The organism is Nocardia sp. NPDC059764 (assembly GCF_042732555.1).
Lineage (GTDB): Bacteria > Actinomycetota > Actinomycetes > Mycobacteriales > Mycobacteriaceae > Nocardia.
On sequence record NZ_JBHWHH010000209.1, the window covers coordinates 1 to 11594 of the forward strand.

The 11594-nt window shown below is 70.1% G+C and carries 12 protein-coding genes; 5 read left to right on the plus strand and 7 right to left on the minus strand.

The genetic code is table 11. The features are described from left to right. Window positions 1–339 precede the first annotated feature (339 nt). The 3 genes from ACFV4K_RS31130 to ACFV4K_RS31140 all read right to left on the minus strand — a co-directional run bounded on the left by ACFV4K_RS31130 (window position 340) and on the right by ACFV4K_RS31140 (window position 3116). Window positions 340–762: a hypothetical protein gene (locus tag ACFV4K_RS31130; RefSeq protein ID WP_379279745.1), complete on the minus strand. Its 423-nt coding sequence runs from the start codon at window positions 760–762 to the stop codon at window positions 340–342. A 186-nt stretch (window positions 763–948) separates the two neighbouring features. Continuing rightward, window positions 949–2088 carry a dTDP-4-amino-4,6-dideoxygalactose transaminase gene (rffA, locus tag ACFV4K_RS31135; RefSeq protein ID WP_379279746.1) on the minus strand — a complete coding sequence of 380 codons (1140 nt, stop codon included), beginning with the start codon at window positions 2086–2088 and terminating at the stop codon, window positions 949–951. Continuing rightward, window positions 2085–3116: a glycosyltransferase gene (locus ACFV4K_RS31140; RefSeq protein ID WP_379279754.1), complete on the minus strand. Its 1032-nt coding sequence runs from the start codon at window positions 3114–3116 to the stop codon at window positions 2085–2087. The genes rffA and ACFV4K_RS31140 overlap by 4 nt, the downstream gene beginning before the upstream one ends. Window positions 3117–3538: 422 nt before the next feature. Here ACFV4K_RS31140 and ACFV4K_RS31145 point away from each other — a divergent pair, with 422 nt between their 5' ends. From ACFV4K_RS31145 to ACFV4K_RS31155, 3 genes are read left to right on the plus strand one after another with little or no spacing between them, the layout of a single operon-like run. After that, entirely contained in the window at window positions 3539–5773 is a 2235-nt protein-coding gene (locus ACFV4K_RS31145; RefSeq protein WP_379279755.1) for a hypothetical protein, read from the plus strand. After that, window positions 5770–6249: a GtrA family protein gene (locus ACFV4K_RS31150; RefSeq protein ID WP_379279747.1), complete on the plus strand. Its 480-nt coding sequence runs from the start codon at window positions 5770–5772 to the stop codon at window positions 6247–6249. The genes ACFV4K_RS31145 and ACFV4K_RS31150 overlap by 4 nt, the downstream gene beginning before the upstream one ends. Window positions 6250–6259: 10 nt before the next feature. After that, window positions 6260–6481 carry a Trm112 family protein gene (locus tag ACFV4K_RS31155; protein ID WP_357097016.1) on the plus strand — a complete coding sequence of 74 codons (222 nt, stop codon included), beginning with the start codon at window positions 6260–6262 and terminating at the stop codon, window positions 6479–6481. A gap of 18 nt (window positions 6482–6499) precedes the next feature. Here the strand turns inward: ACFV4K_RS31155 and ACFV4K_RS31160 are convergent, their stop codons facing one another. Genes ACFV4K_RS31160 through ACFV4K_RS31170 form a run of 3 tightly spaced genes read right to left on the minus strand, consistent with a single transcriptional unit; the run spans window position 6500 to window position 8633 of the window. Further along, window positions 6500–7117 (minus strand): TetR family transcriptional regulator, encoded by a 618-nt coding sequence (locus ACFV4K_RS31160; RefSeq protein ID WP_379279748.1) that lies wholly within the window; start codon window positions 7115–7117, stop codon window positions 6500–6502. Next, a complete protein-coding gene (locus ACFV4K_RS31165; RefSeq protein WP_379279749.1) occupies window positions 7114–7902 on the minus strand; it encodes an ABC transporter permease in 789 nt (262 codons plus the stop codon). The genes ACFV4K_RS31160 and ACFV4K_RS31165 overlap by 4 nt, the downstream gene beginning before the upstream one ends. After that, a complete protein-coding gene (locus ACFV4K_RS31170) occupies window positions 7899–8633 on the minus strand; it encodes an ABC transporter ATP-binding protein (protein WP_379279750.1) in 735 nt (244 codons plus the stop codon). Before ACFV4K_RS31170 ends, ACFV4K_RS31165 begins: the two co-directional genes overlap by 4 nt. Before the next feature lie 176 nt (window positions 8634–8809). Here ACFV4K_RS31170 and ACFV4K_RS31175 point away from each other — a divergent pair, with 176 nt between their 5' ends. Further along, window positions 8810–9868: an NAD-dependent epimerase/dehydratase family protein gene (locus ACFV4K_RS31175; RefSeq protein ID WP_379279751.1), complete on the plus strand. Its 1059-nt coding sequence runs from the start codon at window positions 8810–8812 to the stop codon at window positions 9866–9868. A gap of 15 nt (window positions 9869–9883) precedes the next feature. Here the strand turns inward: ACFV4K_RS31175 and ACFV4K_RS31180 are convergent, their stop codons facing one another. After that, a complete protein-coding gene (locus tag ACFV4K_RS31180) occupies window positions 9884–11269 on the minus strand; it encodes a hypothetical protein (RefSeq protein WP_379279752.1) in 1386 nt (461 codons plus the stop codon). A gap of 124 nt (window positions 11270–11393) precedes the next feature. Between ACFV4K_RS31180 and ACFV4K_RS31185 the strand changes: the two genes are divergently transcribed. Then, window positions 11394–11594: glycosyltransferase (locus tag ACFV4K_RS31185; RefSeq protein ID WP_379279753.1), on the plus strand; the 201-nt coding region annotated here is incomplete at its 3' end.

Below are 11594 nucleotides of genomic sequence, written 5' to 3' on the forward strand. Positions count from 1 at the left end.
GTGCCGGGGCGCTTTCTTCGGTCCAGGCGTAGTTACTCCGATCTCCATGAACCGTAACGAGATTCGCCGATCGTCACCGCACGAGCGGCGTCAGGACCCGCTCGATGAGAGCGGTGTCGCAGTGTTCGACGATCTCGATGATCCGGCCGCCCGCCGCGCGACGGTCCTCGCCTACCGCCGGGCCACCACCGCCCCCGATCACCCCATGATCGAGGCCCTGCGCGACTCCGCCGCCACGCTTGCCGCCGAGGTACGTGCCCGCCTGCGGGAGTGCCCCCGAGAAACCGCGAACGCCCCCGGAGGAAGGAGTCTCCGGGGGCGTCGAGCCGATGCGGCGGGCTACTGCGCGCTCAGGCTGCTCTGCGAGGTGCAGGAGGCGCTGCCGGTGCCGAGCAGCTTCGACACGATGCTCTGCTCGGAGACGTTGACGTCGTAGGACTGGCTGCTGATCAGCTCCTGCGTGGCGGTGATCGTGTGCTTGCCCGCGGTCTTCGGGGTCCAGTTGATGGTGGCCTGGTTCGCGGCCAGGACGACGCTGGACTTGCCGAACTCGACGCCGTTGTCGAGGAAGGTGACGGTGAAGACGCTGCCCAGCAGCGAAGTGTTCGCCGTGACCAGGTAGGAGCAACCGACCACCGGGTTGGTGCTCGCCACGACCACATTGTTGATGACGGCGCCGGCGGACGGCGCCGCCAGAACCGCGACAGCCGCCATCGCGCCGAACGCGCCCGCACCGTAACCGGCTCGCTGCATCTTGCCCATGGGTTTACCTCTCAATCCTGCCGGCCAGACGCGCCGACTGGATGTGAAAGGTATCTGCTCCACACTTCCTGTGAGTGATTTCGAGAAAAATTCTCTCAGAAAGTTTTCGGTTCAGAGTTGGTCATACGCCCAGGTAGGGGCTGTGACTTCCGGTACCAGATAGCCGATTTCGGTCGCTGCCGGGCGCTAGACGGCGAAGCTCGTGACGCCCTCGACGACCCGGGTCAGCTGCGCCTCGGTGAGCCCCGGCCACAGCGGCAGCCGGACCAGGGTGGCCGAGAACTCGGCGCTGCGCACACACGGGTTCGGTGTGCGGCCCAGCTTCAAACCGGCGGGGGAGGAGTCCAGGGGCACGTAGTGGAACGGGGCCACGATGCCCAGACCCGACAGGTGCGCGATGAGCGCGTCGCGGCGGTCCTCGGTCGGGACCCGCAGGTAGTACAGGTGCGCCGTGTGCTCCCGGTCCGACGGCACCGACATCAGCCGAATGTCGTTGCGGGCGGCCCAGTCCGGCAGCGTCGCCGCGTAGTGGTCCCACACCCGGTGCCGGTTGCGCTGGATGGTGCCGAACTCCGCCAGCTGCGCGTCCAGCACCGCCGCGTTCAATTCGCTGGGCAGATACGAGGATCCGATGTCCTGCCACGAGTACTTGTCCACCGCGCCGCGCAGGAACCGCGCCCGGTCGGTGCCCTTCTCGCGAATGATCTCCGCGCGCGCCATGAGGATCTCGTCGGTGAGCAGCACCGCGCCGCCCTCGCCGCAGTGCACGTTCTTGGTGTCGTGGAACGACAGCGCGCCGACCGTGCCGATGCTGCCCAGCGGACGGCCGCGGTAGGAACCGCCCAGACCGTGCGCGTTGTCCTCGATGATGGCGAAACCGTGCGCGTCCGCCAGCCGTTGCAGCCCTTCCATGTCCGCGGCCACACCGCCGTAGTGGATGACCACCACGGCCTTGGTGCGCGGCGTGACCGCCGCGGCCACCGACTCCGGGTCCAGACTGCCGGTCGCGAGATCGATGTCGGCGAACACCACGGTGGAGCCGCGCAGCGCCATCGAGGTGGCGGTCGAGGTGAACGCGAAGCTCGGGACGATCACCTCGTCCTCGGGCCCGAGTTCCAGCAGCAGCCCGGCCATTTCGAGCGCGTGCGTGCACGAGGTGGTCAGCAGCGCGTGCGGCGCGCCGGTGATGTCGCGCAGCTTCGCGGTCGCCGCGGCGGTGAACGGACCGTCGCCGTGGCTGTGATCCGACGTCAGCACGGCTTCCACATTCGGCAGCTCGCGCGCGGCGCGGAACGGGCGGCTGAAGATGATGCGGTCACTGCTCACGCGCGGGGATCCCCCTCGATACCGTCGAAACGAGTTGCGGTGTGGCGGATTCCGGCGCCCACGCCCTGCTCCCGGCGCGGCGTCGGCGAATCCACCGTCAGATACAGGGGCTTACCGACCAGCACGTGCAGTGCCACCCCGAGGTATTCGGCGATCAGGCCCAGCGAGAACAGCACCGCGCCCGAACACAGCAGCAGCACCGTCATCAGCGACGCCCAGCCCTCCGGGTCCCGGCCGCTGTTGGTGAGCGCGTGGTAGACCACCCAGCCCGCCATGCCGAGCCCGCCCAGCGCCAGCGTCACGCCCAGCATGCTGACCAGGCGCAGGCCGCGAGTTCCGCTGCACAACACCATCTTCCAGAACAGCGAGAACAGCCGGCGGTAGTTGTAGCCGGACTCGTCGCGGCCCTCGGCGCGCAGCTGCACCGGCACCTGCGCCACCTCACCCACCACCCAGGTGAGCGCCACGTCCAGGTACACGCCGTTGGAGGCCACCCGGGCCAGCTGCCGCGCGATGTCGCCGCGGATCAGCCGATAGCTCTCGAAGCGGGTCGAGTCCGGGAAGGCGAACAGGGTCGCCAGCACCAGCTTCGCCCCGCGCGAGGTGATATTGCGCAGGAAGCCGTGCGGGCGGGTGTTGACCGGCTTGGAGTAGACCAGATCGGCGCGCTCGGTGAGAGCGGCGTCGAGGAAGTCGGCGATGAACGCCGGATCGTGCTGACCGTCCTCGTCCATGGTGACCGTCCAGTCGCCCTGGGCGGCGGCCATGCCCGCGATGGTGGCGGCGTCCTGACCGTAGTTACGGCTCAGCCACACCACCCGCACCTGCGGGTAGGTCTCGGCGAGCTCGCGCAGCACCACATCGGAGCGGTCGGGGCCGTGATCGTGCACCAGCACGATCTCCTCGACCCGGAAGCTCGCGCCGCGCGGCGTGGTCACCGGCTCACCGAGCTTGTCCAGTTCACTGACCAGCGAGGCGATGGTGTCCTCACCGCGGTACACGGGCACCACGACGGAGACCGCGTGCACCCGCGCCGGGCGCTCGCCGGAGGTCACGCTGGGGTCGCTCGCGTAGGTGCGGGCGGACGGAATCGGCATCAGCTGAATGTACTTTCGATGACGGAGTGCGCCGGAACTCCACACCGGAAACCGGAGCCCGAGCCGCCGTGAACTCTAACACGCTGCTCGGCGCGGCATTCGGCGCGAAGTGTCGACATCCGCCCATCATTCCCCATCCCCGCCGGAGGCGACGGATCGGCGTAAGCGGTATGGACGACCGCCCGCTCGGGCCGTCGTCGGAAGTGCCCTGCCGCCACGGCGTAAGTGCCATCGACAGCACCGCCCTGTAGGGTCTGGAACTCGTGGTGGACAGCTCAGTTTCCCAGGCGGTCGGGGCCGCCGAATCCGGGCCGGACGAAGACGACGCGGCGCGCCGCGCGACCCGGCGTGAGGTGTATCGCTGGGGTGGCGTGACCGTCCTCGGCGTGATCCTCGGCTACCTGGCCGTGGTGCTGGCCAACCCCCGCCACTTCTTCACCGACGACACCGAATCCCAGTACACCGGACTATGGGTGTTCTTCGGCCGCGCCTTCCGCGACGGCCACTTCCCGCTGCTGCAGCCCCAGCAGTGGATGACCGGCAACTACACCAATGAGGAAGCGGGACTGTTCAACCCGCCGCAGCTGCTGATCGACCTGATCGCGCCCTCGGTGCCGAACCTGGCCCTCTACGCCACCATCGTGAAGGCGATCTACGCGATCATCACCGGGCTCGGCGTGTATCGCGTCTGCCTGGCGTACGGCGCGCGCCCGCAGTGGGCCGCGGTCGCCGGCGTGGCCATGCCGTTCACCGGGTTCTTCCTGTTCTTCGACGAGGCCAGTTGGTTCACCGCCATGGCGGGCACCGCGTGGATGATCCACGCCTGGGCGTCCTCGGAGCGCTACCTGCGCGGCCAGGGCGGTCCGATCCCGGTCTTCGGCTACCTGTACCTGGCCATCTCGGTGCAGTACGTGTTCCCCGCGGTCGAGGCCGTGCTCATGCTCATCGCGGTGGCCGTCGGCTTCCTGGTGTGCCGGGGACCGCGCACCTGGCCGCAGTGGCGCGCCGCGTTCGGCCCGCTGCTGCGCCTGGCCGCCGCCGCGGGCTGCGCGGGCGCGGCGGGCCTGCTGACCTTCCTGCCGTCGATGCTGTCGGCGCAGGTGAGCTGGCGCGGCAATTCGCAGATCAATAACGACCAGTTCCTGACGGTGCCGTGGTCGGAGTCGCTGAACGCGAGCCTGCCCACCACCATGCCCGCGTTCACCTCGTGGTGGGGTTATGTGCAGCCGCTGCCCATGACCTACATCGCCTGGTTCCTGATCCCGGCGCTGGCCTTCGTGGACTGGAAGGCGGCGCAGAAACACTGGAAGCAGTTCGTCGCCATCGCCCTGTTCGCCTTGATGGCGCTGATGTGGACCGCCGGGCCCGGGACCGTCGGCCCGCTGCGCTGGCCCGCGCGCGTACTGCCGATGCTGGCGCTCGGGCTGCTGGTCCTGGTGTGCGTGCTGCTGGGCCGCTTCGTCACGCTGAAGGACCGCAACAACCGGATCATCGCCGCGCTGGTGCTGGTTCTCGCGCTGTGGGTGCGCACCTTCTCCGCCGACCCGCACCAGGTGCTGTGGCACCTGGGCTCGGCCGCGGTCGTGATCGCGCTCGGCTTCGGCGTGGTGTGGCTGGGCCGCGCCCGCGGCGCGTCCGGGGCCGCGGCGCTGGTCATCGCCGCCATGGTGCCGATCGCGTGGTTCCAGGTGTGGTGGGTGCAGCCCACCCCGATGTCGTGGAACCTGCCCGCCAACCGCAGCGAGGCCATGGCCGCGTTCCCGAAGCTCTCCGGCGGCACCACCATTCAGCTCGCCGAACGCGGCCTGCTGCAGCCCGCCGACAAGAGCCTCGAGGGGGCGTACGGATCGCTGGTGTGGGGCAACTACGCCAAGGACTTGGAAAAGGACTACGTCAACGGGTACACCCCCAACGGGCACTTCTACTTCGGCGAGATGCTCTGCATGCGGTGGGATTCCAGCGTCTGCCCCGACGCCTACAAGCGCCTGTTCAGCCCCGAGCCGACCACTGGCCGCATCCTGGCCGACCTCATGCTCATCGACCGGGTGGTGCTGCAGAAGGCCATGCTCCCCGACGCCGGTGACCAGCCCGCCCCCGAGGGCTGGCATTTCGTGGACGTCCCCGGCCACGAGAAGTACATCTGGGTGCTCGAACGCGACAACGGCCCGATCTCCACGGTCAACGGCCGCGTCGGTGACGCCCACGACGTCACCGCCACCTCCATCGAGGACACCGACACCACCAGCCGGGTGCGCGTGTCCTCGGAGACCGGCGGCCGCGTCACCTTCGCCCGCCTGGGCTGGCCCGGCTACCGGGTCACTCTGAACGGCAAGACCATCCCGTTCCACACCGTGTCGAAAGTCTTCGTCGCCGTGGACATTCCGGCCGGCACCGACAATGCCGAACTGGAACTGAGCTGGCGCCCGCCGGGCTGGAAGATCGGAATCGCCAGCGCCGGAGCCGGACTCGTCGGCGTGGGCCTGTTGCAGTGGCTCTACATCCGCTCGCGCCGCCGCGGCGCGGACGCGCCCGCCGTCGAACAGCTCGACGACGACCAGGATCGCGAACTGGTGGGTTCGGGGCGGTGACCGAGACCCAGCTGCCCGCCGAGGGCGCGCCCGCCGGGCCGCTGCTGCGGCTGGTCCGCCGCCAGGAGGTGGCCTTCGCGCTGGTCGGCGGGTTCAACACGCTGATGGGCATGGTGCTCACCATCTTCTGGCTGACCGTGCTCGGCGACGCGGTGTCCAAGGATGTGGCCGCCGCCCTGTCGGTGGCGCTGGCCTACGCGGTCGGCATGGTGATCGCCTTCGCCCTGCACCGCACCCTGGTGTTCCGGGTGCGCGGCCACATGCTGCGCGACTTCGTGGCCTTCGTCGGCGTGAACGCGGTCGGCATGGTGCTGAACATGGTGCTGCTGCAGCTGGCCGTCTCGCTGCTGCACGCCCCGGCCAAACCGGCCGCGGTCGTGGTCATGGGCCTGGTCGCGGTGGCCAGCTTCTTCGGCCACCGCCACATCAGCTTCCGTCGCCCCGCCGATTCCGTCGCCGCGCCGCCCGACCGGTAGGTTGTCGGACATGTCGGAGGAAATCCTGGACCCCACCCTGCTGACCCTGCTGGCCTGCCCGCAGGACAAGGGCCCCCTGCAGCTGGTCCACACCGCCACCGGTGACACCGTGCTCTACAACCCCCGCCTGCGCCGCGCCTACCCGGTCGACAACGGCATCCCGGTCCTGCTCGTGGACGAGGCCCGCGACGTCTCCGACGACGAGCACACCCTGTTCCTGGGTCAGGACTGATCCCGGCCCGGAGTTCGCTCAGTCCGCGGTGAGCCCGTCGAGGTCCGCGGTGAAGTAGCGCTGCAGCGTGGGACCGATGGTGGTGGCCAGCTGGTCGATCGGCATCGAGGCGATCGGTTCCAGCCGCAGGATCTTGCGGGTCACCAGCAGCCCCGCGAGCTGCGAGGCCGCCAGGACCGCGCGTTGCGCGCCGGTGCCGGGCGGCGAATCCACGCGCGGGCGAATCTCTTTCAGCACCACCTCCAGCAGGAAGGTGCGCGCCAGCGTGGGATCGTCGCTGGCGAGCATGCTGCGGAAGGCGGCGACGGCGGGCATGCCGATGGGGGAGTCCCAGATGCCGACCACGGTGCGAATGATGTGCTCGCCCAGCTGTTCCAGGGGGACCACGGCGAATCCGGCCAGGATCTCCTGCGGGTCGATCGGCAATTGCAGTGCCGCCGCGAACAATTGGTGCTTGGTGCCGAAATAGTGGTGCACCAGCGCCGGATCCACGGCGGCCGCGGTCGCGATCGACCGGATGGAGGCCTTGTCGAAGCCGACCTCGGCGAACCGCACCCGGGCGGCGTCGAGAATCGCCTCCCGGGTGCCGGAGTTGCCGGGCCGGCGTCCGCTGCGCGTGCCGGAGCTACCCGTCACGCGGTCCGCCGACGTAGGGTCGCTGCCGCCAGCACCAGTGCCACCGCGGTGAACACGGCCACGATCAGAATGTCGCGCCACATCTGGCCCGTTGCTCCGGTGTGCGTCGCCACCTGCTCGAGCGCGTCGACGGCATAGCTCAGCGGCAGCACATTGCTGATCGCCTCCAGCCAGCTCGGCAGCTGACCGCGCGGCACCAGCAGCCCGCACAGGAAGAACTGCGGCAGCACGATCACCGGCATGAACTGCACGGCCTGGAACTCGGTGCGGGCGAACGCGCTCGCCAGCAGCCCCAGCGCGACGCCGAGCACCGCGTCGATCACCGCGATCAGCACCACCAGCGCCGGACTGCCCGCCGCGTTCAGGCCCAGTAGCCAGAACGCCACCAGGCACGCCGCCCCCGCCTGCACCGCCGCCGCGATGGAGAACGCGGTGCCGTACCCGGCGAGCAGATCCAGCTTGGACAGCGGCGTGGTCATCAGCCGTTCGAGGGTGCCCGAGACCCGTTCGCGCTGCATGGCGATGGCGGTGATCAGGAACATGACCACGAACGGCAGGATGCCGAGCATGGTGATGCCGATCCGGTCGAACAGCCGGGGCGCGCCGGGCATCATCGGATAGTTCTTGTACACGAAGTACAGCAGCGTCATGAGCAGCGCGGGCACCAGCACGATCATGGCGACGGTGCGGTGGTCGGCGCGCAACTGCCGCAGGATGCGCACCGTGGTGGCGGTGTAGCAGCCCAGCGGGCGCGGGCCCGCGGGGCGCGAAAGGGTCGCGGTCACAGCTCTTCTCCCATCCGGATCAGCTTCAGGAAGGCGTTATCCAGACTGGATTCGCCGGTGTCGGAACGCAATTCGGCGGGGGTGAGCTGGGCCAGCAGGCGGCCTTCGCGCATGAGCAGCAGCCGATCGCAGTGTTCGGCCTCGTCCATGACGTGACTGGACACCAGCAGGGTCCGGCCCTGTTCGGCGAGCGCTTGGAACTGCTCCCACAGATCCGCGCGTAGCACCGGGTCCAGGCCGACCGTCGGCTCGTCGAGCACGAGCAGCTCCGGATCGGCCACCAGCGCGCAGGCCAGGGACGCCCGGGTGCGCTGCCCGCCCGACAGCTCGCTGCCGCGATAGCCGGAGTGACTGCTCAAACCGACCGCGGCCAGCGCGGTGTCGACCTCGGCGCGCGAGGCTCCGTAGAGCGCGCCGAAGTACGCCACATTGTCGGCGACGGTGAGGTCGTCGTAGATGCTGGGCGCCTGGGTCACGTACCCGACCCGCCGCCGCAGCGCGCGCGATCCGGCCTCGTCGCCGAGCACCCGCACGGTGCCGGATTCGATGATCTGCGTGCCGACGATGCTGCGCATGAGCGTCGTCTTGCCGCACCCCGACGGTCCGAGGAGTCCGGTGATGCTGCCCTTCGGCACGGTCAGGGAGATGTTCTGCAGCACCTGATGCCCGCCGCGGCGCACTTCCAGGTGCTCGATGGCGATGGCGTCGGTGGTTGTCGCTGGTGCCGTCACGGTCACCCTCAATTCATCGAGTGTTGAATTCACTACGTGATGAATTGTGCGCCGGTCGGCGACGCGCGGCAAGACCCCCGCGTGTCGGCCCGCCGCGATCTGACCAAATCGTGACGAACCCGGCGACCTCGGCCGGTCCGGGCGCATTCCGGCGGCACTGCGGCCAGAATCGCCGCATGCGTGTACTCCTGACCGGCGCAGCCGGATTCATCGGCTCGCACATCCACCGCGCGGCGCTCGCCGCCGGCCACGAGGTCGTCCCGGTCGACCTCATGCTCGCCGCCGCCCATGGCCGCGACGCCGTCCCGCCGCCCGGCATCGTCCCGGCCGACGTCCGCGACCCGGACGCCCTGGCCGAGCTGTTGACCGGCGTCGACGCGGTCTGCCACCAGGCGGCCGTGGTCGGCGCGGGGGTGAGCGCGCAGGATGCGCCCGCCTTCGCCAGCCACAACGACCTCGGCACCGCGGTCCTGCTCGCCGCCATGGACCGGGCCCGCTGCCGCCATCTGGTGCTGGCCTCGTCCATGGTGGTCTACGGCGAGGGCCGCTACGTGGACTCCGCGGGCGACCCGGTCGATCCGGCCCCGCGCACCCGCGCCGACCTCGACTCCGGGCGCTTCGACCACCGCGGCCCCGACGGACGTCCGCTGTCCTGGGCGCCCATCGACGAGGACGCGCCGCTGCGGCCGCGCAGCCTCTACGCCGCCTCCAAGGTCGCGCAGGAGCACTACGCCACGGCCTGGGCCGCGGCCACCGGCGGCACCGTCACCGCACTGCGCTACCACAATGTCTACGGTCCCGATATGCCCCGGGACACACCGTATTCCGGTGTCGCCGCCATCTTCCGGTCGGCGCTCGAGGCGGGTGAGGCCCCGCGCGTCTTCGAGGACGGCGCCCAGGCCCGCGATTTCGTGCACGTCCGCGATATCGCCGCCGCCAATGTGTCCGCCCTCGAACAGCCGCTGGCGGCGTTCACCCCGCTCAATATCGCCTCGGGCATCCCCATCACGATCGGCGACGTGGCGGCCACCCTGGCCACCGCGTGCGGCGGCAAACAGCCGGTGGTGACCGGGGAGTACCGCTCCGGCGATGTCCGCCACATCGTGGCCGGACCCGAACGGGCCCGGCGCGCACTGGGTTTCACCGCCGCCGTCACCCCGACCGCGGGCCTGGCCGAATTCTCGTCCGCGCCGTTGCGTGCCGCCTGCGGGGACGGAGCGCCCACCTGGCGGTGAATCCGCGTGCCGCGGTCACCAGTTCGTCAGGATCAGATGATTGACGATCAGCGCCCCCGCCGCCTGCGCCACGAGCCAGAACCGGGCACTGTGGCGGGGGAGCAGCGCGGTCGCCGCCAGCGCCCACACGTCGAACGGCAGCCAGATGCGTTCGGTCTCGGCCTTGCTGAGACCGCTGATGTCGGCGATCAGGATGGCGGCGAGCCCGGCCCCCGCCATCAGCGCGGCCGGATCGACGTGAGAACGCCAGCGCGACAACCATTCCCGTAGCGGTCGCAGCGGCGGGATCTCCAGCTCGACCAGAACCCGGCAGCTGGCCGCGGCGGTGGCCAGACCCACCGCGCACACCGTCGCGGCCAGATTGCCCCACACCCAGTACCCGTACGGCCGCTCGTGCGCGATGCCCTGGTAGTACCGCTGCACCACCAGGTGATAGCCGGTGAACCACCAGAACCCGGCCGCCGCGAAGGCCGCCACCACCGCCAGCGCACCCGCGAGCGCGGGCAGCGCGGGCCGCAGCGAGCGTGCCAGCAGGACCGCCGCGGCCGGAATCGCCATCAGCACAAGGCCGTAACTCAGGAAGACGGTGAACCCGAACAGCACGCCCGACCCCAGCGCGGCCGCGATCCAACCCCGTTCGAGCCGGGTGGCGAGCGCCAGCAGCGCCACCGCCCACGCCGCCACGCCCGCGAACAAGCCGTCGGCGGAGACCGCGATCCAGATCGCCGCGGGCATCAGGGCCAGGAAAGGCGTCGCCGCGCGCGCCCGATGCTCAGCGCCCAAGGCCCGCAAGGTGAACGGCACCGCGGCCGCCGCGCTCGTCCCCACCACCAGGCACAACAGGCCCGCCCACGCCCCGCCGCCCAGCCCGATCCGGTCCAGCAGCACGAACACCAGCAGCGCCCCCGGCGGATGCCCGGACACGTGCGTGGTCCACGAGTCGGGCTGGAAATCCAGGATGCGGCCGGAGAATCCGCGCACCATGGCCCCGATGTCGTGCACCCCGCCGACCTCGTGCAGGTATTCGTCGCGGGTGGTGAGCCGCCCCGCGAAGCCGCGCTGCCAGCCGTCGATCATGGCCAGCGCGAACGCCCATGCCGCCGCCGTCGCCCAGGTGATCAGCAGCAGCCGCCCGAACGACAGCCGTCGCGCCAGCTCCGGTCCGAACCGCACCACCGCCGCCGCGATGGCCACCGCGGGGACCGTCCCCCAGCCCAGATGCGGGAGCCAGCCGCCGAAGAGCGGTGCGGCCCCGGCATAGAGCTTGTCCCGCCAGGGTTTGCCCTCGATTCGCGGAATCAGGAAGGCGGCCAGGACGAGAACGAAGGCCGCGAGTGCGCCGTAGCCGTCGACGCGAGTGGAGACGTAGCGCGCGACCCTCGTCGCGGAAGCGTTCGCCATGCCGGAAACCATAGGCCCGAAACCCGCCGGAACTGTCCGGATCGCCATTCTTGCTGCTCCCGTCATACTTTCGTCATGCGTGTCCCGGCGGTCGAACGCCCCGATTGGGCTTACCGTCGAGGCCATGACCGAGTTGGACTCCGAGCCCGGGGTCACGGTGGTGATCCCCTGCCGGGACGAGGCGGAAGCCCTTCCCGGCGTACTGTCGGCAATTCCCATCGGATACCGGGTGATCGTGGTGGACAACGGCTCCACCGACGGCACCGCGGCGGTGGCCCGCGCGGCGGGCGCGACCGTGGTGACCGAATCGAAGCCCGGATACGGC

Bases quoted from the DNA above. Each gene is read 5' to 3' on its own strand.
- ACFV4K_RS31130 (WP_379279745.1), bottom strand. From the start codon at position 762: ATGGGCAAGATGCAGCGAGCCGGTTACGGTGCGGGCGCGTTCGGCGCG.
- ACFV4K_RS31155 (WP_357097016.1), top strand. From the start codon at position 6,260: ATGTCGGAGGAAATCCTGGACCCCACCCTGCTGACCCTGCTGGCCTGC.
- ACFV4K_RS31175 (WP_379279751.1), top strand. From the start codon at position 8,810: ATGCGTGTACTCCTGACCGGCGCAGCCGGATTCATCGGCTCGCACATC.
- ACFV4K_RS31180 (WP_379279752.1), bottom strand. From the start codon at position 11,269: ATGGCGAACGCTTCCGCGACGAGGGTCGCGCGCTACGTCTCCACTCGC.